Origin of the sequence: Segatella copri, from assembly GCF_019249655.2 — a bacterium.
GTDB lineage: Bacteria > Bacteroidota > Bacteroidia > Bacteroidales > Bacteroidaceae > Prevotella.
In genome coordinates this window covers 547,772-570,359 of the sequence record NZ_CP137557.1, presented here as the reverse complement: position 1 = coordinate 570,359, position 22,588 = coordinate 547,772, and the positions used below count along the sequence as shown (strand labels likewise).

17 protein-coding genes are annotated in these 22,588 nt (G+C 47.7%); 15 read left to right on the top strand and 2 right to left on the bottom strand.

The window, feature by feature from the left end; genetic code table 11:
* Positions 1-9: 9 nt before the first annotated feature.
* From KUA49_RS02315 to KUA49_RS02255, 13 genes are all read left to right on the top strand, one after another.
* On the top strand, positions 10-3,546 hold the full coding sequence (locus KUA49_RS02315) for a fimbrillin family protein (RefSeq protein ID WP_218411984.1): 3,537 nt from the start codon (positions 10-12) through the stop codon (positions 3,544-3,546).
* 51 nt (positions 3,547-3,597) lie between these two features.
* Positions 3,598-4,494 carry a fimbrillin family protein gene (locus KUA49_RS02310; protein WP_218411983.1) on the top strand — a complete coding sequence of 299 codons (897 nt, stop codon included), beginning with the start codon at positions 3,598-3,600 and terminating at the stop codon, positions 4,492-4,494.
* Between the two features lie 12 nt (positions 4,495-4,506).
* Positions 4,507-5,592: a hypothetical protein gene (locus KUA49_RS02305; RefSeq protein ID WP_218411982.1), complete on the top strand. Its 1,086-nt coding sequence runs from the start codon at positions 4,507-4,509 to the stop codon at positions 5,590-5,592.
* Between the two features lie 9 nt (positions 5,593-5,601).
* Complete coding sequence (locus KUA49_RS02300) at positions 5,602-6,630, top strand: hypothetical protein (RefSeq protein WP_218411981.1); 1,029 nt, start codon at positions 5,602-5,604, stop codon at positions 6,628-6,630.
* Between the two features lie 15 nt (positions 6,631-6,645).
* Positions 6,646-8,361 carry a leucine-rich repeat domain-containing protein gene (locus tag KUA49_RS02295; protein WP_218411980.1) on the top strand — a complete coding sequence of 572 codons (1,716 nt, stop codon included), beginning with the start codon at positions 6,646-6,648 and terminating at the stop codon, positions 8,359-8,361.
* A 22-nt stretch (positions 8,362-8,383) separates the two neighbouring features.
* On the top strand, positions 8,384-8,953 hold the full coding sequence (locus KUA49_RS02290) for a hypothetical protein (protein WP_203051565.1): 570 nt from the start codon (positions 8,384-8,386) through the stop codon (positions 8,951-8,953).
* A gap of 44 nt (positions 8,954-8,997) precedes the next feature.
* Positions 8,998-9,954 carry a serine/threonine protein kinase gene (locus KUA49_RS02285; RefSeq protein WP_218411979.1) on the top strand — a complete coding sequence of 319 codons (957 nt, stop codon included), beginning with the start codon at positions 8,998-9,000 and terminating at the stop codon, positions 9,952-9,954.
* A gap of 82 nt (positions 9,955-10,036) precedes the next feature.
* Complete coding sequence (locus KUA49_RS02280) at positions 10,037-11,947, top strand: AAA domain-containing protein (RefSeq protein ID WP_218411978.1); 1,911 nt, start codon at positions 10,037-10,039, stop codon at positions 11,945-11,947.
* Between the two features lie 15 nt (positions 11,948-11,962).
* Entirely contained in the window at positions 11,963-12,364 is a 402-nt protein-coding gene (locus KUA49_RS02275) for a hypothetical protein (RefSeq protein ID WP_218411977.1), read from the top strand.
* A 60-nt stretch (positions 12,365-12,424) separates the two neighbouring features.
* Positions 12,425-13,789 (top strand): MATE family efflux transporter, encoded by a 1,365-nt coding sequence (locus KUA49_RS02270; protein ID WP_256624772.1) that lies wholly within the window; start codon positions 12,425-12,427, stop codon positions 13,787-13,789.
* Between the two features lie 103 nt (positions 13,790-13,892).
* Entirely contained in the window at positions 13,893-14,459 is a 567-nt protein-coding gene (locus KUA49_RS02265; protein ID WP_218411976.1) for a sigma-70 family RNA polymerase sigma factor, read from the top strand.
* A gap of 10 nt (positions 14,460-14,469) precedes the next feature.
* On the top strand, positions 14,470-15,120 hold the full coding sequence (locus KUA49_RS02260) for a DUF4974 domain-containing protein (RefSeq protein WP_218411975.1): 651 nt from the start codon (positions 14,470-14,472) through the stop codon (positions 15,118-15,120).
* 96 nt (positions 15,121-15,216) lie between these two features.
* On the top strand, positions 15,217-17,787 hold the full coding sequence (locus tag KUA49_RS02255) for a TonB-dependent receptor (protein ID WP_218411974.1): 2,571 nt from the start codon (positions 15,217-15,219) through the stop codon (positions 17,785-17,787).
* An 81-nt stretch (positions 17,788-17,868) separates the two neighbouring features.
* Here the strand turns inward: KUA49_RS02255 and KUA49_RS02250 are convergent, their stop codons facing one another.
* On the bottom strand, positions 17,869-19,125 hold the full coding sequence (locus KUA49_RS02250; RefSeq protein WP_218411973.1) for an ATP-binding protein: 1,257 nt from the start codon (positions 19,123-19,125) through the stop codon (positions 17,869-17,871).
* 298 nt (positions 19,126-19,423) lie between these two features.
* Entirely contained in the window at positions 19,424-20,296 is an 873-nt protein-coding gene (locus KUA49_RS02245) for a tetratricopeptide repeat protein (protein ID WP_218411972.1), read from the bottom strand.
* Between the two features lie 490 nt (positions 20,297-20,786).
* Between KUA49_RS02245 and KUA49_RS02240 the strand changes: the two genes are divergently transcribed.
* Both KUA49_RS02240 and KUA49_RS02235 read left to right on the top strand, forming a co-directional pair.
* The gene (locus KUA49_RS02240) at positions 20,787-22,112 is read left to right on the top strand and encodes an ATP-binding protein (protein ID WP_218411971.1); all 1,326 of its coding nucleotides are present in this window, start codon (positions 20,787-20,789) and stop codon (positions 22,110-22,112) included.
* Positions 22,113-22,196: 84 nt separating this feature from the next.
* Positions 22,197-22,562, top strand: a complete 366-nt coding sequence (locus KUA49_RS02235) for a hypothetical protein (protein WP_218411970.1) — start codon at positions 22,197-22,199, stop codon at positions 22,560-22,562.
* Positions 22,563-22,588 lie beyond the last annotated feature (26 nt).

Sequence of the window (22,588 nt, the reverse complement as noted above, 5' to 3'; positions counted from 1 at the left end):
AAAGACGATATGAGAACAATTCATATTTCCAAGCACACCTTATTATATTATATGGTGGCTTTGGTAGCCATGCTCTTCACAGGCTGTAGCGATGATTTCTTCGGCAGCAGCGAACAGCATGACAGCAACCGCATCCAGCTATCGGGCGACATCGACCAGATTGCCGTGACCCGCGTCAACGACAACGGTTTCTGCAATGGCGACGTGATGGGTGTTTACATCGTAGATTACGATGGCAATACTCCTGGAACCCTGAAGGTTAGCGGCAACCGTGGCGATAATGTGCGCCACACCTTTGATGAGCCTAACTATAAATGGAGTTCTGCCTACGATCTTTTTTGGAAAGACAAGCATACTCATATTGATGTGTATGGCTACTATCCTTTTGCCAACCCTGAGAGCATCGAGGACTATCAGTTTGAAGTGCAGAAGGACCAGAGCACCACAACGTCAGAGGGTGAGATGGGTGGTTACGAAGCGAGCGATTTCCTCTGGGGGAAGGTGTCCGATGTGGCTCCTACCACCAGCGTTATCCGTTTGCCTCTGGCTCATCGCATGTCTAATGCCCGTGTTACCCTGATTCAGGGTTCCGGTTTTGCCGAGGGCGAATGGGCGAATACCAAGAAGATAGTCCTGACAGCCAATGTGGCTCGCAAGGCAAGCATCAACCTTTCTACCGGCGAAATCAAGACAGCCGGAAGTGCAGAGAGCACTATGACCATTCCATCTCGTGTCAACGACGAGTGGCGCACCATCGTGGTTCCTCAAACCGTGGCAGCCGGCACTACCCTCTTCAGCATCACCATCGGTGGTGTGCCTTATAAGTTCACTAAGAACGAGGCACTTACCTACGTGGCAGGCAAGATGATGAACTTCGGTATCAAGGTGGATAAGCAGGCAGGAAGCGGCACTTATAAGCTTACTTTGGTTAGCGAAAGCATCACTCCTTGGGAGAATGATCTGGTAAGCCATGATGCTACGGCGAAGGAGTATATTGTCATCAACTCTACTCCTGGAGGTTTGAAGAATGCCATTACTGCGGCTAATAAGGACTATACTCAGGTTCGAAATCTCAAGATTACAGGACAGATTAATGCAAAGGATTTCTACTTCATGAGAGATTCTATGCTCCGTTTGTCAGCATTGAATTTGAAAGAAGTTCGAATCAAAGGATGGGGAAAGAACGAAGAGAATGAAGAGAATATGGATGATCAAATTCCAAATAGTGCTTTCTATTTCATTCAGACTGTGGGAGGAAGTAATAGTCTCAATAGAATAGTTCTTCCTGACACTTTAAAATCTATTGGTTCAAATGCGTTCTACGGCTGCAAATATCTGTCAGGTTCTCTTATAATCCCTGAAGGTGTGACAGAAATTAAACGTGGAGCTTTCAACGGATGCATCGGTCTAAATGGAATCTTATCTCTCCCATCTACTCTAAAAAAATTAGGAAATAGAGGCGAAGATGACATGGGTGATGAAGGAACTGACTATTATGGAGGCGTATTTCAAAATTGTAGAAATCTTACAGGAAATTTAATTTTGCCAGATAATTTGGAATTAATTAGAGGATATTGCTTCTCTGGGTGTAGTGGATTATATGGTGAATTAAGATTACCTGCAAAACTTAAGAGAATGGGTAATTGTGCGTTTAGTTACTGTTCTGGATTCTCAGGCTCATTATCAATACCACAAGGTATTACAGCCCTACCATCTGAAGCATTTCATAACTGTGGTTTTAACGGAACATTAACTTTACATGATGGTATAACAAATATTGCAAACGATGCTTTTGCTGACTGTCATTTCAAAGGCGAATTACACTTGCCCAAAAGTCTAAAAGTCATTTCGGAAAACGTCTTCTGTAATAATGATTTTTCTGGAACCTTAACATTACCATCTACCCTTACCCATATCGGTAGCAATGCTTTTGCCAACAATTGGCGATTGATGGGAGTTCTTGATATTCCTAATGAAGTAGAAAGTATCGGTGAAAGTGCATTTTCAAACTGTAAAATGTTGGAAGGTATTATCTTCCCAGAATCTATGGAGACAATACGTCAAGGCGCATTCTCGGATTGTTTCGGGATTACATCTATACGATGCAAAGGAACGATGCCTGCCCATATTGAGAGCGGAGCTTTCAATGGCGTAGCCAAGGACAACTTCACCCTTGAAGTCCCAGAATCAGCCATCGCTCAGTATCAAGCAGCCAGCGGCTGGTGCGACTTCAAGCGCATCGCTGCCCACCACGAGCTCGTTTGCCGACCATCTGTTGCCTGCGCCTTGAGCACGGAGCATAAGCAGAAACTGGTGGTTAACGCCGAAGGCGAATGGGAAGTAGCCAGCAAGCCAGACTGGTGCGAGGTTTCTCCAACCAGCGGAAACAAGAAGACAGAAGTAACCTTGACCATCAAGGGAATGTCTAAAAATGCCGACAGCCGTGATGGAAAGGTGGTGTTCCGACTGAAAGACAAAGACTATACCCACGAATGCAGCGTTTCTCAGTATGGCTATGAATATGGCGAGGACGAATGGATTACCCTGCAGAAGGCTACCAAGGGCAACAAGGGTGGAATCAACATCGTTCTGCTCGGCGATGGCTTTAACGCAAAGGATATTGCCAGCGGCGAATATCTGAAGAATATCAAGCAGGAAGTAGAGTATTTCTTCGGTATTGAACCTTACAAGACTTACCGTGATTACTTCAACGTCTATACAGCCATTCCGCTTTCTACAGAATCGGGCGTGGGAACCGTGAATACCATCCGCTACAACAGATTCAACACCACCTTTACCGGTGGCGTAGGATTGAAGGCTGACTATGACGAAGTATTCAGTTATGCTTTGGGTGCTCCAACCGTGAACAAGGGCAATCTGAATCAGACGCTGATCATCATCGTTCCTAATTCTACCGATTACGGCGGCATCTGCCAGATGTGGGAAGACGGTTCGGCAATAGCCTTCTGTCCTCAGAGTACCTACGGTTATCCGCTCGATACCCGTGGTGTCATCCAGCATGAGGCAGGCGGTCACGGATTCGGAAAGTTGGGCGATGAGTACATTTATCACAATGCCTTCATTGATTTCTGCGATTGTACCTGCTGTGGTCACGTTCTTGAATTCAACGGAGCCAAGTCGCTCGGCTGGTACGACAATCTTGAACTTACCGGCAAGATGCACAGCGTGGGCTGGAGCCATCTGATCTTCGACGACCGCTATAGCGACATCGTGGATATTTACGAGGGAGGCTACATGCACAACCGAGGCGTCTTCCGTTCGGAGCCGAACTCCTGCATGAACAATGATATTCCTTATTACAGCACCATCAGCCGTGAGAGTATCGTGAAGCGCATCAAGGCGTATGCAGGAGAAACCTACAGTTTCGAAGACTTCGTGAAGAACGACAAGCGAGATGCAGGAATCGTGGAGAGCCGTACCTTCGGCGGAAATGGCGACCAGCGCACCGCTGGAACCTATCAGCATGCTCCTATGATTCACAAGAGCAGTCCGCTGAAGATGGCAAAGGTGAGAAGGCATCGCTAATGGCGAGTGCCAGGTTCATCATAGTACAGACCATTAAAATATAGAAAAAATATGAAGAAACATATAATAAGATACGCAGGTTTTGCGTTGGCTATATTAGGAATGGTATCTTGCAGCGAAGAGCAGGAAACGGCTCTTCGCTCGCAAGATGCGAAATCCACACCGATGACCTTCCTGGTGAGCCATCCGGGACAAGCAACCCGTGCCACAGAGACCAGCTTTGAGCAAAACGACAAGATTGGACTTTACGTGGCAGATGCAAAGGCACAACTGGAAATAGGAGGCAACCTGGTGAACAACGAAGCGCTGACCTACGATGGAAGCAAATGGGCGGCAGCCCGAACCCTCTACTGGGACAAGGGCACCTATACTGCCTATGCTTACTATCCCTACATGGAAGATGTAAGCAGCATTACAGACCAGCCCTTCAGCGTAGTCCTGGATCAAAGCACCGCCAAAAGCAAGGAAGCCCTGGGCGGCTATGAGGCAAGCGACCTGCTCTTTGCCAGCAGCAAGAACATTTCGGCATCAGCCTCACCCATCCCTCTCAACTTCAAGCACATCATGAGCAAGCTCAAGATTCGCCTGATAAAAGGAGAGGATTTCGAGGGCGATATGCCTACTACGGCTCAGGTAACCATCCACAACACGGTGCCCACTGCCACCATCGACCTGCAAGCAGGTGTGGCAACCCGCTATGTAAAGGGAACCCGAAAGAGTATCATCGCACATCAGGACGATGCAACCAGCTATTCGGCCATCATCGTGCCTCAGCGCATCGAAAACCGAATGCCGCTCATCGAGGTGGTGATGAAAGGCGTGAGCTATCTCTTCGAGAGCAAGTTCCAGTTTAAACCTGGAACTGAACATCTCGTCAACCTCATCATCTCCGACAATCCAGACCAGGTGAAGATTGAAGTCGGTGGAGAAATTAAAAACTGGCAATAAGAATAAAAAATAATGAAGAAGACGGTAAGTATTTTATCCCTTCTGGTTCTCCTTCTTGGAGGTTGGGCGGCAGCATTATGGCTGTCGCCCTTCGCTGATTATAAAGAAAACAGCAAGGAAACCCGATACGGAGTACACGAAGGACTGGAACTGGTAGAACAAGACAACGGTAAAGAAGGCAAGCAATACGTGGTGGAGAATGAAGACGGCAAAGAACTGTTTGCCATCCCCTTACGTGATTGTCTGCTTGATACCCGCTATCGAAACGGGCAACTCCGATTCCGAGAAAAGAACACGAAAAGAGAAGGATACATAGACCGTCAAGGCAGTATTTTCCTGAATGAAGATGCTGCTGAATACAAATCGGCTGAAGCACAGAAAGGCATCGCTAATCTGACAGAAAAAACGAAAGGAGAAACGATTTCAGAAGATTATTCCGGAGATTATTCCGGGAGAAATCCTGGGGATCATTCCAGAGAAAAGAAGGGCTCTGTCGATGGACAATCAGGCAGAAAGACGAGTGCCCTCTCGCAGATAGATCTCAAGACGATGGCGCAGAGCAATCCTTTCTATAAGGAAGCCTCAAAAATCATGCAGGGCAAACTGGCTGAAACCGATGCCAAGCGCCGCCACACCATTCTGAACTACTGTGAGCACTTCCGCACAGCCTACACCACCAAGGACATCGATTTCCTGCGGCAGGTGTTCAGCGACAAGGCGCTCATCATCGTGGGAAATGTGGTAAAGCCCATCGCCAACGATGGCAAATGCCAGGCAGAAAACCGGGTAACCTTTGCCATCCATTCCAAGCGCGACTACCTGAACCGTCTTACCAAGGTATTTGCTGCCAATCAGAAAATCGATGTCAGATTCTCGGGATTCCGCATCATGCGCCATCCTACGATGGACGGCATCTACGGTGTAACGCTCAGACAACAATACAAGAGCGACAGGTATAGTGACGACGGCTATCTCTTCCTGCTCTGGGATTTCAGAGACAAGTCGATGCCACTCATCCATGTTCGCACCTGGCAGCCAGCCGGAACCGTCCATACAGGCGATGATGTGATTAATATTCAAGACTTTAATTTAGAATAAAAGAAAATTATGATGGGAGAAGTTAGAGAAGCTTTCGCTTCGCAGAAAATGAAAGAGCAACTTCTGAAGGTGCTGCAACTAGCCATGATTCTCTGGCTAGCCATTCCTTCTGTCCTCCGGGCACAGGAGTTTTCGGTGGCAAGTTTCCGCCAGCTGCCTAACGACGTGAGCGCCTTTATCAACAATGTGCGTGACCTGAACGATGAAGCCTGCGCCCTGATCAAGGTGGTGGCTCCAGCCGACTTTGCCTTCTCCTCCCCGCTCGGCATCGTGAAGAGGAAGGACGAAGTGGGGGAAATATGGCTTTATCTGCCGAAAGGCACCAAGACCCTCACCCTGAAACATCCTGAATGGGGCGTACTGCGTGATTACCGACTGGGTAAACCGCTGGAGAGCAGAATGACTTACGAGATGAAGCTCAACCTGCCGAAACCAGCCATCACGGAACTCCACGATACGATAGTAGAGATAAAGACCATCACCGACACCATCGCCATCGAGAAGGTGCGCCCTAAGATGCCGCTTGCCTTCTATAGTCTGGCCACGGTTTCCCTGCACAAAGACGGTCCGTCGTATGGTATCTTCCTTGCCCTGATGCGCCGCCATGGTTTCTTTCTCCATGCCAGCAGTAACCTGAAGAGCATAGGAAACACGGAGGGCAACTGCGACAAGGAAGGCTTTACTGGCAGCAGTAATATCAAACCCTACTATTCGGGCGAAACCCGCCACACCAACTATACGCTCACGGCAGGAGCCATCCATCACATCACGCATGGCGTCTGCCTTTTCGAAGGCGTAGGATACGGTAAGTCGGCCACAGCCTGGCAACTGAGCGAGAGCGAAGGAAAAGGTTATCTGATCAACGACGGACTTTCTGATAAAGGAGTAACCGCAGAACTGGGAGCCCTGGCTTCCTTCGGAAAACTCAGTATTTCAGCCTCAGCCATTACTATCGCCGGAAAGCAATGGCAGGGCAGCATCGGAATAGGAATCAAACTGGGAAAATCAAAATCCGGGAAATCAAGCCGAGAAAAATAATCCAGGAAAATAAGAATGAACATCAAGATGAAAAGTAAACTGATTATATATTTAGGAATAATGCTGGCTATTCTCACGGCATGCAGCAGCGAGAAACCCACCCATCTGGAGCCACATCTTGCCACTCTCCCTGCTTCCGGCATTACCCGAAACGAGGCCACTCTGCACGGTTCGGTTTCGCTGGAGGGAGAGACCACCCTGCCTACCCTTTCCTTCAGATACGGAGAGACGGCTGAAATGGCGCTCACTTCAAATCCTATCAGCCTTTCAGATGAAGACAGCAACCCTTCGGGGAATGGCCAGTCCACCAAGGAAGTGGCACTCTGCATGATGGGTCTGAAGGCAGGTACCACCTATTATTATATGCTGCAAGGAAGCAACGGCAGAACCACGCTCAGCAGTAACCCGATGAGCTTCACCACCCTGCCCAACGAAAAGCCAGCCCTTAACAATCCGCAGGTTCTGAGCTATGGTCCCTGTAGCATCATCGTGGGCTTCGACATTACGGCAAATGGCGGTGAAGAGATTACGGAAGCTGGATGTTATTATACAGAGGATGCAGTAGATGGAGAAAATGCAGAGGAAAGCGGAGAAGGCGATGCAACCCCTACGCAGCAAAAGGCGAAGATAGAAAACTACCAGGGAGCCATCGGAGCGCAGCAGGTGAAACTCAACGACCTGAAATTCAACACCACCTACAGAATCTGGGCTTACGCCCAAAACCGGGTAGGCGAAACCAAGAGCCAAGCCATCACCTTCAGAACTTCAGACGCCGTAAAGCTGCAGGAAGCAGGAAAACTGAGTGAACTGATGGGCAATCATCTCAACGAATACACCCAGCTCACGATAGCCGGCGACCTGAATGGAGACGACCTGAGATGCCTGAGAACGATGGCAGGAAGAGACATCAACAATGAAACCACGGAAGGAAAACTTGCCGACATCAACCTGGCTGATGCCCACATCGTAGCAGGAGGAGGCGACTTCGGACCTTATCATCGCCACACCGAAAATCAGGTGGTGGGTCAGGGATTCCTTGCCCAATGCAATCAGCTCAGCCACATCCTCCTTCCATCGGATGTCACCAAGATAGAGAAAGATGCGTTTGCCGGCTGCACATCGCTGAAGGAAATAGAGATTCCAGCCTCTGTAAGCCAGCTGCTTCCATCAGCCGGTTGCACCGCACTGGAAAGCATCCAGGTTTCGAAAGCCAACACCCACTACAGCAGTCTGGATGGAGTACTGTTTAATGCAGCCGGAACCGAAATTCTCTGGTTCCCGATGGGTAAACAGGGCGACTACACCCTGCCTTCCTCTCTTTCTGGCATCGGCGATTATGCTTTCAAGGAATGCAGCATCACCCGCTTCATCTTTCCGGATAGTTTTTCGGAAATAGGACAGGGAGCGCTGATGAACAGCCTGGTGGAAGAGGTTTCTCTGCCAGCCCAACTCAAGCTGATTCCTACGGGCACCTTCCAGGGATGCACCCGCCTGAAGGTGGTAAGATTGGGCGAGAAGACAGAGCTCGTCTCTGATTACGTGTTCGACGGCTGTCCGCTCACCGACCTCTACGTCGATGCCCCCTATCCACCCGTATGCAATACGAATGCCTTCACCACCAAGGGCACCCCATTCCTCCCAACCTGCGTGCTTCACGTACCGGCAGGCAAGAAGAAGCTCTATCAGAACAACAAAAGCTGGAGCAAGTTTGAACACATTGTTGAGCAATAAAAACAAAAAAAACACTTAGAATATGACAACACCTGAAATAGAAGAATTAAAGTCTCTCGTGGAGCAGGAATACGGCAAAATACTAGCCACCACCACCGACTTTGAGGAATTCTCGTTCTTCCTCGAAAAGCATACAGGCGGCAAGGTTTCACCCTCAACCCTGAAGCGACTCTACGGTTATGTGAGCGACAACCACAAGCCACGCATGGTGACGCTCGATATTCTTGCGCAATATATTGGGCACAAGAACTACATGGAGTTCAAGCAATGGCTGAAGACCAGTACCCGCTACAACTCCTCGTTCTTCAAGGCAAGCCAGCTGGTAAGTAGCGACCTGAAGAAGGGTACGGAGATAGCCATCGGATGGAGCCCCAACCGCATTCTACGCCTACGCTATCTGGGCGAGAGTACCTACGAAATACTTGCCTCAGAAAACAGCAAGCTTGAAGCAGGCGATCATTTCGTTACCGGATGCTTCATCAAGGAGCAGCCGCTCTATCTGCCTTACATCGAGCGAAACGGCGAGCGTACCGCATCGTTCGTAGCAGGAAGAAACGGAGGTCTCACCCTTATCAGCATCATCAGCCAATGAAAACAACGTCAGATAAGTCAATAAACACAGCATCAGATAAGCCGATGAAGACAACATCAGGATTCACGGAAGATATCAACAAGGAGATGAACGTTGCCGAACCCCAGCCGGTGGAGTCTAAGTTCAGCAACCTCAGCCAATGCTACGTCTCCATCTCTGGGCACACCCGCATCTTCACAGCCACAAGATACGGCAAGCGCTACATGCTGAAATGCCTGAAGAACGACTTCCTCTATACGCCCATCTACCGACAGGCTTTGACCAAGGAATTCGAGATAGGTCTGCAGTTGGAGCACCCCAACATCTGCCATACCATAGGCATGGAAGAAGTGGAGAACCTGGGTACCACCATCGTGATGGAATACATAGATGGCGACACGCTGCAATATCTGATAGACCAGCAACTGCTCACGGCGGAAATGGCGCACAAGATAGCCCACGAACTGATGGACGCCCTGGAATACATGCACAACAAGCAGATGATTCATCGCGACCTGAAACCCGCCAACATCATGGTAACCCACAATGGCAAGAACGTGAAGCTCATCGATTTCGGACTTTCCGACAGCGATTCCTTCACCATTCTTAAACTGCCGGCAGGAACCTCGGGCTACATCGCCCCGGAACAACTCCTGCAGGGAGCCAAATCAGACCCTCAGGCAGACATTTATTCGCTGGGCATGGTGCTTCTCGACATGGCGAAGGCCACCCACGACAGGCACCTCAGGAAGACGGCAGAAGTATGCATAAACCGCGACCTGAGCATCCGTCCCAAGAGCATCCGCGAGGTAAGAGAACACAAACATGAATCGCCCCTGCTGAAGGCAGGCGGCATCGTTCTCGGCATCATCGCCCTGCTGCTCATCAGCCTCATCGCCTTCACCTATTATCATAGGGCGCAGTCAAAAGAGAAGCAGAATGTGCCGACAGAAAACGGCAAGAATGCTTCGCCGGATGATAACGCCAACGAGATTCAGGACTATCAACTCTGGCAGAGATGATGAGAAAAGTGATAGTTTTTAAACATAATTATCCTATTATCTTCTTATTTTTGCCTGAATTGGTGTAACTTTGCAACCAATTATGGAACAGATTTCACCAATTCAGGCATTGTTGCAGCAACGCACCCTGCTCCAGCTGGAGTATTACACCGAGAAGGAAGCCTTCCGCAAGCTCACCGAACAGATGGGCATGAAGCGAAAGGTGAAACGAGGTGATGCCTGGTTCCCGCTACAGGTGGGAAAGAGCTTTTATAATTCGCTGAACCAAACAGCCATCGAGGTATTCCGTACCTCGGATCAGGATATCGAGCACAATTTTGAGTTCGGTCGCCCCGTCATGTTCTTCAGAAGTGAAGAACAGATCAAATATTTCTCCTTTACAGGCACCGTGAGCTATGTGGATGGTGACAGAATGGTGATTACCGTTCCCGATTCTGCCCCACTGCTCGATTTGCAGCAGTCTACGGAGCCTATCGGCGTACAGTTGTCCTTCGACGAAACCAGCTACAAGCTGATGTTCGAGGCTTTGGATAGAGTGATGAAGGCGAAGAACAACCGTCTGGCTTATCTCCGCGATTTATTCTATTCGCATCAGAAGGCGGGCAGATTCTCGTTTGCCCCGATGAAGTTTCCTTGGCTCAATCCTACCCAGGAAAGAGCTGTAAATGAGGTGCTTTGGGCGAAGGATGTTGCCATCGTTCACGGACCTCCGGGAACCGGAAAGACCACTACCCTGGTGGAAGCCATCAACGAAACCCTGATGAGGGAGAGCCAGGTGCTGGTGTGTGCACAGAGCAACATGGCGGTGGATTGGATTTCAGAAAAACTGGTAGATAGAGGCATCAACGTGCTCAGAATAGGAAACCCTACCCGTGTGAACGACAAGATGCTGGGCTTCACCTACGAGCGCCGCTTCGAGAGTCATCCCGACTATCCGCAACTCTGGGCTATCCGCAAGGCAATCAGAGAATTAAGAAAGAACAGGAAGAAGGGTAGCGAGAACTATCATCAGAAGATGGATAGGCTGAAGAGCCGTGCTGCCGAAATAGAACTCCGCATCAACGCAGAACTCTTTGGCGAGGCGCGTGTCATCGCCTGTACCCTGGTAGGCTCAGCCCATCATCTGCTGGAAGGCATGAAGTTTGGCACCCTCTTTATCGACGAGGCTGCCCAGGCTCTGGAAGCCGCCTGCTGGATTCCGATGCGAAGAGCCAGCCGGGTGATTCTGGCAGGCGACCATTGTCAGCTGCCACCTACCGTGAAGAGTATCGCAGCCCTGAGAGCCGGACTGGGCAAGACGCTGATGGAGCGCATCGCCGAAAACAAGCCCGAGGTAGTGACCCTGCTGAAAATCCAATACCGCATGAACGATGAAATCATGCGATTCTCCAGCGACTGGTTCTACGGGGGCAAGGTGGAGAGTGCGCCACAGATCAAATACCGCAGCGTATTGGATTACGACCATCCGATTACGTGGATTGACACTTCCGACAAGGAACCGGCAGATACGATAGAAGAAGGCGAAGATCTGAACTTCAAGGAGCAGTTTGTAGGCGAGAGTTTCGGAAGAATCAACAAGGCAGAAGCCGAGCTTACCCTGCTCACCCTGGCGGAATACTTCACCAAGATAGGCAAGCAGCGGGTATTGAGCGAGAGCATCGACGTAGGCATCATTTCGCCTTACCGTGCCCAGGTGCAGTATCTGAAGAAGCTCATCAAGAAGTATGAGTTCTTTAAGCCTTACCGCCGCCTCATCAGCGTCAACACGGTGGATGGTTTCCAGGGGCAGGAAAGAGACGTGATCCTCATCTCCCTGGTACGTTCCAACGATGAAGGCCAGATAGGATTCCTGAAAGACCTCCGCCGCATGAACGTGGCGATGACGAGAGCCCGCATGAAGCTCATCATCCTGGGCAACAAGGACACGATGACGAAGCATCCTTTCTACAAGAAACTGTGGGAGTATGTGGAGGCAATCAATAACAACGAATAAAATAAAGACTATTTTATGCTACAACGAGACTACATACAGCGACTGATTCGCGAGTTTATGGCGGCACTCGAAAGAATGCTCGAAAAGAAAGAGGTGGAGGTGAGACGTGAGAAGATTAAGGAACTCTACGACCAATACGTGGGCCCTTATGCCTTCTACAGCATCGCCACCATTGAGGATGTGATGAAAGCAATGGCAGGTATCGACGACGAGGAGAAGCGACTCTCCAAGATGGATATGCTTGCCGAACTCTACTATCACGAGGCTGACATGGTGGGGCAGCCCGCAAGAGATGAACTGCTGAACAAGGCGTTCATGCTCTTCGATTACGTGGAAGCACACGGAGATACGTTCTCCATCGAGCGCCGCAACAAAATGGCACAAATCAAACAGAAGATAGGAGATGCGCTCAAATAAAGAGTGCATCCTCCTCCTTTTTTATATTTCTAGGATAACAAAAACTAATCATAAAGTTCAATGTTCAAAGCTCAAAGTTCAAAGTCAACAAACGACATGACTGTAGGTTCGCCCTTGCGAGCCATCATCAAATTTGCGATTCCACTAATCCTAGGTTACATCCTTCAGCAGATGTATCTCATCATCGATGCCGCCATCGTGGGAAGATGGATTGGCGTGGGAGCTCTTGCGGCTGTTGGCGCATCCAGCTCCATCATGTTCCTCATCATGGGCTTCTGCAACGGTTCCTGTGCCGGTTTTGCCATCCCTATCGCCCAGGCTTTCGGCGCCAGGGATTACGCCAAGATGCGGACTTACGTGAGCAACAGCATCCGCATTGCCGTGGTATTTGCCGTGGTCATCACCTTTCTTTCCTGCATCTTCTGCGGAAAGATTCTGCACCTGGTGAATACGCCGAAGGAGGTGTTCGATGATGCCTACATCTTCCTGATGCTGCAGTTTGCGGCGATTCCTTTCACCATTGGCTACAATCTGCTCTCCGGTCAGATCCGTGCCCTGGGCAACTCGAAACAGCCTTTCTATTTCCTCATCACAGCTTCCGTTATCAACATCATTCTCGATGGCATTCTGATCCTCGGCATGGGACTGGGCGTAGAGGGTGCAGGCATTGCCACCTGGCTCTCGCAGGGCATTTCCGTGCTGCTCTGTATCTGGTTTATCAAAAAGAAGATGCAGATTCTGATTCCGAAGGGTGAGGAAAGGAAATTCGACAACAAGAAGGTAAGCATTCTGCTGAACAACGGCGTTCCGATGGGTCTGCAGTTCTCCATTACCGCCATCGGCCTCATCATGCTCCAGAGTGCGAACAACGCTCTGGGAACGGTTTATGTGGCGGCATTTACTGCCTCTATGCGCATCAAATATCTCTTTACCTGCGTTTTCGAGAACCTCGGCGTGGCGATGGCTACCTATTGCGGTCAGAACCTGGGTGCCCGGAAACTGGAGCGTATCGGTCAGGGCGTAAGGGCTTCCATCAGGATGATGCTGGTTTATTTCGTCTTCACCTTCTTGCTCATCTATCCGTTTGCCGACGAGATGATGATGCTCTTCGTGGATAAGGGCGAGGCGGAGGTGGTGACTTATGCTGCCCAGTTTATGCGCATAGCCAACTATTTCTATCCTTGTCTGGGCTTGCTCACCATCCTGCGCTACAGCATCCAGGGCTTGGGTTACAGCAATCTCTCGATGCTGAGTGGCGTGATGGAAATGATAGCGAGATGCGGTGTGAGTCTCTGGCTGGTACCTGCCCTGGCGTGGACGGGTGTCTGCTTCGGCGACCCTGTGGCGTGGGTCATGGCAGATCTCTTCCTCATTCCCGCCTTCCTGTGGCTTTACAAGCATCTGAAGAAGGAGCAAGTCCGATAGGGTATTTTTGACGTTTTAATAATTTGCATTAAAAAATATTCTGCTAAGGGTTAGGAAAATGAAAATTCGATTGTAATATAGGCAAAAGAAAAGAAATAAAGTAATGCAAATAAACAAAGAAACGATAGAACAGCTCTTCCGGCAGCATTATCTGAGGATGTACCAATTGGCCAGGGTACTTCTGAAGGATGATGCAGCCAGCAAGGATGTGGTGAGCGAAGTCTTTGCCGATGTGCTCGACGGAAAGACTCAACTGGGTCTTGATAACGAGACGGCTAACGACAAGACAATAGCCAGCGAACCGCCCCTGCCTTCCGCCAACGCCGGGAGCTACCTTCTGGTGTGTGTGCGCCATAAATGCCTCAACCTGTTGAGCCGACAGAAGATGAAAGACCGGGTTCATCATCTCCTGAAAGCCGATACTTCGCCTTCGATAGCTCCCCTGGAAGCGACGATTGCCGAAATAGACAGGGAGACCGAAAAGTACGAGGCAATTCTGGCTTATATGAATGCTGAACTCACGCCACAAACCCGCAAGGTACTCGATCTCCGTTTTCGGCAGAAACTGAAATATCGGGAGATTGCTACGGAATTGGGCATCAGCGAAGTGGCAGTTTATAAGCATCTGGCGCAAGGCATCAGAAAATTAAAGCAAAAGTTTAACCCTTAGCAGATTTATTATGGACAAGTTTGAAAAAATACTGGATATCATCGACCATCAGGAGAAGTATTCTGATGAGGAGATTCGTGAAATATTGCAGGATGAGGAATGCCGAAAACTCTATCAGACGATGGTAGAAGTGGATTCTGCACTTGAAAGCCCCTCTCCTATTATTAATGTAGATGAGGAATGGGAGAAATTCAACCAGGAGCATCAACTTCAGGAAGAAGCAACTCATCCTATAACTTCCTGGCGTAAACTGGCAGCATCCATCGCCGGCTTTGTCTTGATTTCGGGTATTGCCTTTGCCGCAATCCATACTTACATCAAGCGCAGCCAGGAACCAACCCAGGTAACCGCAGACACTCATCCGGAAGCCATAAAATCAGATTCCGCAAAGCAGGTAGCAGCAAAGGATTCCCTGACTCATCCGAAACCAGAAAAGCCAGCCATTCACAAGACTTTCGAGAATGTGGCTTTCGAGCAGATGATTTCAGAGATTGCTTCTTATTATGATTTACAAGTGAAGTTTGAGAATAACGAGGACAAGACCCTCCGCCTCTATTACGAATGGAACAGTCATTCGAGCATCGAGAACATCGTAAAAGAACTGAACCAATTCGAGAACGTAAACATCGAATTGCAACAAAACAAGCTGATTGTAAAATAACAAGCTTATCAAAAGTAAGCATAATATTATCGACTCTCAAAGTAATCATAAAGTTCAATGTTCAAAGCTCAAAGTTCAAAGTTAAAAAGTATCATTATGAGAAGATTTTCAGCCATCATATTCCTGCTGTGCACGTTCGCCCTGGCGATGAGCGCACAGCACATCCAGCGCAACTATCACAACCGCAGCATGTCGGACGTCCTCATCGACCTCGACAAGGCTTCCAAGCGCTACAAAATCAGCTTCATCTACAACGAACTGGAGGATTTCACGGTTACCCAGAACGTGAAGACAGCCAATATTCCCGATGCCATCCACAAGGTAATCGGTTTCTATCCGATGCAGATGACCGTGGGCGACAGCCTCATCACCGTGGAGTGCATACGCAAGAGCGAGCGCAAGCTGATAGGCAGACTGATAGACAATCACAATCTTCCTGTAGAATTCGCCAACATCCAGCTGCTCAACCCGAAGGATTCCTCCTTTCTCTGTGGAGGCGTGAGCAACGCCAATGGCGATTTCGTCATCCCCTGCCAGCAGAAGCAGGTCCTCATGAAGGTTTCTTTTGTAGGCTATAAGACCATTTGCAAGCTGGTACCTATTGCCCGTATCGGAAATGTGAGGATGCAGGCGAATTCATACCTGTTGAAAGGTGTGACCGTTGAAGCCGCAAGGGTTGTAGAAAAAGTAGATAGACAAATCATCTTCCCTACAAAAGAGCAGGTGAAAACGGCTTCCAATGGTTATGATCTGTTGGACAACTTGTCTTTGCCTACCATTATCGTAAATCGAGCAGAACGCAAAGTTCTGTCATTAAAGGGCGGAGATGTGCAAATACGCATCAACGATGTCAAGGCTAGCATGCAAGATGTATTGGCTTTACAGCCGGATGAAGTTACAAAGGTGGAATTCATCAATGTTCCAGGACTCAAATATGGAGACAGCAATCTGGATGCAGTCATCAACTACCAGGTCCGCCGACGCTATGCCGGTTATGTGGGTGGAGTTTCTACGATGCAAGGCACCAAGGCAGGTTTCAATAATAGCGACGGTTATTTCAAATACAATGTGAAGAAATCGGAATTCAGCATCAACTACAGTTTCTCCTATCGCTCGGTAGAGGAACGAAGCTATGAGAGTCTCGGTACTTATCATCTGCCCACAGGAGAAACTCTACATCGCAATTATTTAGGTTATGATTCTCCGTTCCTATACACCACTAATAATGTACAATTGGGTTATAATCTTAGTGAGCCAGACAAATATACATTGAATGTACGGTTGAATTTCTACAATCACAACAGTCCTGTGAGAGGCATGAACCAGCTTTATCAGGAAAGCGGCAAGGCAAATCAATATCTGCAAAACAACAGAAAAATGCTGGAGCAGATTCCATCTCTGGACATTTATTATTCGCTCAACATGCCCCATGACCAGAACCTGGCTCTGAACCTGGTGGGTACTTACATCGGCACAGATTACCAATATCGTATGAGGGAATATACGTTCAACAAATCGCCGGATGAATCTGTAAAGAACGCTCCGCTGACCGATTACAGTTATGATGCAACTGGTAGAAAGCGCTCTCTTATTGGTGAAGGAACATACAGCAAGAACTGGAAACAGATGGCTTTATCGGTAGGTGGACAATATAATATCAGCCACACAGATAACATCTATGTGGGAAGCAGTAATGCTGATACGGAATTGAAGTACAGCAATCTCTATCTTTTCACCCAGCTACAGGGACAGCAGAAGTGGTTCAGTTATCAGGTGGGAGTTGGCGCAACCAGGTCTTCCATCCATCAGGGGGAGAACGGATACAGCAAATGGCTGTTTCGACCACAGGTAACATTACAGGCAAAGGCTAGCGACCATCTGAGTTTTAAATGGAGCAGCAAAATCACGTCAGACATCCCAAGCCTTTCCGACTTGAGCGAGTTGCGCCAATATTCCAACAGCTTTGAGGCGCGTGACGGCAATAGCGGTCTGAAGCCATTTACCGGCTACAACAATACCTTGTCGGCTTCCTGGAACATTCCGCTGATGTCTGTGTACCTGGAGGGAAACTGGACGTATTACGACAAGCCTATAGCCACTTCTATCTTGCCCGAAAAGCGGGAGGATGGCTCTTATCTCTTTGTGAGCAAACCGGAGAATCAGAAGAGTCATGATTACAAGCACCTGCTGTTGACTCCAGAAGTTCACCTCATCAAGGATCATCTGGATTTGAACCTTATGTGCGAGTATCAGAATGTCAAGACAAAGGGTTTGGATTATTCCCACGAGTTCAAATACTTCAGTTATGGAGCAGAAATTCGGTACATGACGGGCAATTGGAACATTGGCTATGGTGCCTATAAGGTGGAAAAGAGTTTTTGGGGAGAAAAGACAAATGGCGGAGAGCCTACCTCCAATCTTGCCGTAACCTACAGTTATAAGAACTGGCAGTTTGGCATTCTCGGATTATTCGTATTCTATCCTCATGGCTGCGTGTATAAGGATGAACTTTTCAACAAGTATGTGCAGCAGAAGAACAAGGTACGCCTTGCTGACCAGGGCAACATGCTTGTCTTTACTGCCAGCTTCAACTTCAGCCATGGCCGCAGATACCATACAGGCAGCCGTAAGCTGAACAATAGCGATAGAGATAATGGTATCAGATAGAATAGTTTTATATTTTCCTGAAATCACAAATAAGCAAAAGGCTGAACTTCCTAACCCGAAGTTCAGCCTTTTTGTCTGTTATCAGAATTCCAGCAGCCATTTCCATAGAGGGATTATCTCTATGCGGCAACCATCCTTCTCTACAATATCCTCCTCGTCCTTTGTCACAACAATCATCCGCTTGACATTCTGGACAGAAGAAAGCCTGATCAGCCCATCTGTCTCCCGCCGAAAAGTATCGGGATCTGACATAGAGTAGGAAACCTGTATGGCCAATTCTTCTTCCGGAATCACAAAATCCACCTCGGCATTCCTGCTGTTCCAGAAATAGCTGCCGTCACCATATTTCCGCCTGAGCATGACGGCAACTATGTTTTCCAGCAACGAAGTGTCTGCATCTACAAGAAAAAGATGAAGCAAACCATTGTCCGTAAAATAATACTTGCGGTTGGATTCCTTGTCCTGCAACTTTCCGAACAAATTCTCATACGGCAAAATGAGCCAGGTGTCAGCCATGTAGCCAACATAATCTATCGTGGCATCCGTACTGAGTTTTTTTCCTGTACTGCTCACGATACTGGCTATTCTGCTGTAAGATAATGGCTGCTTCACGCTTTCTGCCATCTTGCGAATCATTACCCGCAGGGCATAGTCGTTACGAATCTTATATCGAGCCACCAAATCACCGAAGAAGATTTTACTGAAGAGATTGCTCATCCACGACCTTGGTTCCTTCATCCCTACAGTCTCTGGCAAACCTCCATGCTGGAAATAGATATTAGAGAGTCTTACAATATCCTTAGCGTAAGTATAGAGGGCATTCTTTGCCTTTACATCAATACCGCTCGCCTTCAGATATTCGGCAAAGGAGTAGGGATACACCTCATGTATCATGTACCTGCCACCGAGTGTTGTCGCGATCTCGCTGCTCAACATCTTGGCATTACTACCCGTGATGTAAACCTGATATTTCTGATCTGCTAACCTGCGGGCAAACTTTTCCCATCTATCTACCAGCTGAACCTCGTCGAGAAAGAAGATAGGACGACTGTCATACATTTCTTCATAACAGGTTTTTATCAGGTCAAGGTCGGTCACATCCAAGGAGTCAATACGGTCATCCTCGAAGTTGAAGTACAGGATTTCCTCCCGCTTATGCCCCTGTTCCAGCAGCTGTGCTATGCGCTGATACATCAGATACGATTTTCCTGCGTGTCTCAATCCTACAAACACGTAATTCAGTCCATCCATGAGCTCTACGTCACGATGAACCAGTTCTACTTGAGTAACATAAGCCTGATACTCAATTATCAGTAATTTAATCAAATCCTTCGTCATAATTCCCTTTCTTTTTACTGAATCCGGTGCAAAGATACACATTTTATCGTTTATAGACGACAAAAACAACAACTTTTTATCGTTTATAGACGATAAAAACGCATCAATTCTATCGTTTATAGACGACAAGCATCATTTTTCAACGCAATCTACGTGTCTTATACGTGAAAAAGTTGCTTTGGGCTTTCCGTTTTGACCGATGACGATTGGTTCTGTCCGTTATAGAACTACTTGCAAAAAATAATCTTTCCAACTGGGAAAATATTTTTTTCCAGTTAGAAAGATGAAATTCTATTATTCAGTATTCGTTATGGAAAACCTTGTAGGGGTCCATCTGCTGCATTTTCTCCTTGATTTTCTGCTCTATTCCCTCTGATGGTTCCGGAATTTCGGCACCCATTTCCTTGGCAGCAGCCTCATCCTCGGCAGCACCGGCACTATCACCCAGACTTCTGCGAACCTCGCTGCGCTCGCGATACGCATCAATAGAGAAAGGATTTACCTCCATCACCTTACCGTAGGTCTGTTCAGCCTCCTCCATCTTTCCCTGCGCCTTCTCTACACGAGCCTTCAGTAACAGCACATCCTCGTTGCCCGGAATATGCTCATAGAGGAAAGTTGCATCGAGTTCTGCCTCGGAAAGCTGAGCCTGATCCAACAGGATGCTGCCACGAAGCAATCGGGCGGCATAGAAATCCTCACGCTTGCCTATCGCCTCAGTCAGCATCGACACGGCACGGATGGGTTCGCCCAATCCCCGGCAAGCCTTGGCATAACAGAGATAGGTCTGCAGATTCGATGTGTCCAGGTGAAGTGCCTTATCGCATACCTCCGACATAGCAGTATAGTTCTCCATCATATACGCCACATCCGCCATACGCAGCAACACCGCCACGTTGTCGGTCTGGGCTTCCGAGAGAATCTGCAACTGCTCGTAGGCTTTCTGCAGGTCGCCCATAGAGATGTAAGCCTGCGAGAGATAGTCGCGGCATTCCAAATCTTCGGCATTCAACTGCAGAGCGTGTTCCAAAGACTTGGCTGCAAGGTCAAATTGATGCATGCGGAGAGCACGAACACCATCATATTTCACCATGTCGAAGTCTTTTTCCTTCTCCTGTTTCACTTCCTCAGTAGTCTTTTGGCCACCAAATAGCTTTTTAAATATGTTCATAATCCCACTATTTTTTTAGGTTTTGAATTGTTTATTGTTGAAATCGTATCAAACGACAGGGCAAAGATACAAATAAAATCCAAAAAACGCCCCTTTTTTGGAAGAAATATTTTCTTTTTTTCTGATTTCGGAAAGTAGAAAACTTATTTAACTGTTTGATTATTAATATTTTAGACAGAAGCAAGCTAATTGGAACGCAGCCCCAGGGAAATCCCCCTTTTCTCTAGAAGGCAAGCCCAATCCATTTGCTTTTCACCTTAGGAACAGAAAATGATAGGAAAAACATTAATTTTCCTTAAATAAGCCGCTTTCTTGGATTATTTCAAAGTATAGTTAGAAATATTTTCGTATCTTTGCAACTGAAAGTCCCTTGAAAAAGTGGCAGAACAGAGCAAAAAGTCCCTTGAAAAACGTGCGTGAATTCAAGAAAAGTCCCTTGGAAAACGTGCACAGCATCAAGAGTAGCACATTATAAATCATTAGAAGACAGATGTTTAAACGAAAAATCGAGAAATATCTCAAAGAATGGAAAAGTGATGAGCATAAAATGCCTCTCATCATCAAAGGATGTCGCCAATGCGGAAAGACATTCTCTGTACTCGATTTTGCCCATAAGAATTATGAGCATGTTGTGTATATTGACTTTTTCCAGCACCCAGAATACAAGTCGGTATTTGATGGTGGCCTGGACATCGATATTCTCTGCATGACACTTTCTACCTTAATACCTGATGCCAATTTCGTATCGGGCAAAACCTGCATCATCTTTGACGAGATACAGGAATGCCCACGTGCTCGCACAGCCTTGAAATTCTTCAAGACTGATGGCAGATACGATGTCATCGGTACGGGTTCCCTGCTGGGAGTCAGCGGTTACCATACCAATGCTTCGTCAGAGGCTCCAATTCCTGTTGGTTACGAGACTATCATAGACATGTATCCAATGGATTTTGAGGAATGGCTTTGGGCAAATGGCATTAAGAAAATGACCATCGACTACCTGCATCGCTGCCTGGAAGAAAAGACTCCAGTACAAGAAGCCATCCACGAAAGAATGCGCCAACTGCTGCTGCAATATTGCATTGTTGGCGGAATGCCAAGAGCCGTGAGCGTATTTATGGAAACTCATAATATGCAAAACGTGCTACGGATGCAGCAAGCCATCATCGAAGAATACAAAGTAGATATGCTGAAATATGCTCCACAAGCAGACAAGTCGAGAATCAGAGAATGCTTCGAGTCAATTCCACGTCAACTGAGTAAGGAAAACAAGAAATTCGCATACGCCACAGTACGCCCCAACGGCAGAGGACGTGACTATCAAGGCAGTTTGCAATGGATAGAAGATGCTGGCATTATCCGCCGTTGCTACAACCTGTCTGCGCCCGAACTTCCACTTGATGGCAACTCCATTCCCGACCAGTTTAAAGTTTACATGGCAGATACAGGGCTTTTCATCAGTATGCTCGAACCAGGAACGGCAGCTGACATTCTGCAAGGCAATCTCTATGGATACAAGGGCGCCATCTTTGAAAATCTGGTGGCCGACATTTTTGGCAAGATGAATCGCAAGCTCTATTATTTCCGCAAGGATTCGGGTTTGGAAATCGATTTTGTTACAAGATACGAAGGCAAATGCATATTGGTAGAAGTAAAGGCAAGCAACGGAAACATTAAAAGTGCCAAGACCATCCTTTCGAACCCCGAAAAGTATCACGTATCTCAAGCCATCAAACTGGGAGATGTAAATGTGGGAACAGCCCCACAAACACTCATTCTTCCCCTCTACATGGCTTTTCTGCTGAAAAACAAATAATCTTCGTTAAAAGATCGGAATTCTAAGAATAATCCCGACAGAAATGATTAATTTTGCAAATAAAAACAGAATGACTGTAGATAAATGCAGAGGATAACGCATAAGAGAATCAGAATTTCCTGGCTGCTGCTATTGGTTTACCTGCCGATGCTGCTGGCCGTTACGTTTCACCATCATGGTGAAGCGCAGGGAACTCATGCTGATTTCTATTGTGCCGATTGTGCCCATCATGTTCATCACGACGGGCATCTGATAGCCCTGCAGAATACCATGCACGACTGTGTGCTTTGCCAATTGCAAAGCACTCCTTATCTGGCTCCAGCCCTCGTGGTTTGGGTTGCCATCGCCGTGCTCCATCTCTCCCCTCGCCGTGCCTTCTGCTCTCCTTGCTTGTGCAGGGCGAAGGGGGTAAAATCTACCCGTGCTCCACCTTATTCTCTGTTTTTATAAATAATTGAATATTAACAGAATAAGGT

Coding starts and splice junctions, on each gene's coding strand:
- KUA49_RS02275 (WP_218411977.1), top strand. CDS start 11,963: ATGCTACAACGAGACTACATACAGCGACTGATTCGCGAGTTTATGGCG.
- KUA49_RS02255 (WP_218411974.1), top strand. CDS start 15,217: ATGAGAAGATTTTCAGCCATCATATTCCTGCTGTGCACGTTCGCCCTG.
- KUA49_RS02265 (WP_218411976.1), top strand. CDS start 13,893: ATGCAAATAAACAAAGAAACGATAGAACAGCTCTTCCGGCAGCATTAT.
- KUA49_RS02280 (WP_218411978.1), top strand. CDS start 10,037: ATGGAACAGATTTCACCAATTCAGGCATTGTTGCAGCAACGCACCCTG.
- KUA49_RS02260 (WP_218411975.1), top strand. CDS start 14,470: ATGGACAAGTTTGAAAAAATACTGGATATCATCGACCATCAGGAGAAG.
- KUA49_RS02270 (WP_256624772.1), top strand. CDS start 12,425: ATGTTCAAAGCTCAAAGTTCAAAGTCAACAAACGACATGACTGTAGGT.
- KUA49_RS02235 (WP_218411970.1), top strand. CDS start 22,197: ATGCAGAGGATAACGCATAAGAGAATCAGAATTTCCTGGCTGCTGCTA.
- KUA49_RS02310 (WP_218411983.1), top strand. CDS start 3,598: ATGAAGAAACATATAATAAGATACGCAGGTTTTGCGTTGGCTATATTA.
- KUA49_RS02290 (WP_203051565.1), top strand. CDS start 8,384: ATGACAACACCTGAAATAGAAGAATTAAAGTCTCTCGTGGAGCAGGAA.
- KUA49_RS02240 (WP_218411971.1), top strand. CDS start 20,787: ATGTTTAAACGAAAAATCGAGAAATATCTCAAAGAATGGAAAAGTGAT.
- KUA49_RS02305 (WP_218411982.1), top strand. CDS start 4,507: ATGAAGAAGACGGTAAGTATTTTATCCCTTCTGGTTCTCCTTCTTGGA.
- KUA49_RS02300 (WP_218411981.1), top strand. CDS start 5,602: ATGATGGGAGAAGTTAGAGAAGCTTTCGCTTCGCAGAAAATGAAAGAG.
- KUA49_RS02285 (WP_218411979.1), top strand. CDS start 8,998: ATGAAGACAACATCAGGATTCACGGAAGATATCAACAAGGAGATGAAC.
- KUA49_RS02245 (WP_218411972.1), bottom strand. CDS start 20,296: ATGAACATATTTAAAAAGCTATTTGGTGGCCAAAAGACTACTGAGGAA.
- KUA49_RS02315 (WP_218411984.1), top strand. CDS start 10: ATGAGAACAATTCATATTTCCAAGCACACCTTATTATATTATATGGTG.
- KUA49_RS02250 (WP_218411973.1), bottom strand. CDS start 19,125: ATGACGAAGGATTTGATTAAATTACTGATAATTGAGTATCAGGCTTAT.
- KUA49_RS02295 (WP_218411980.1), top strand. CDS start 6,646: ATGAACATCAAGATGAAAAGTAAACTGATTATATATTTAGGAATAATG.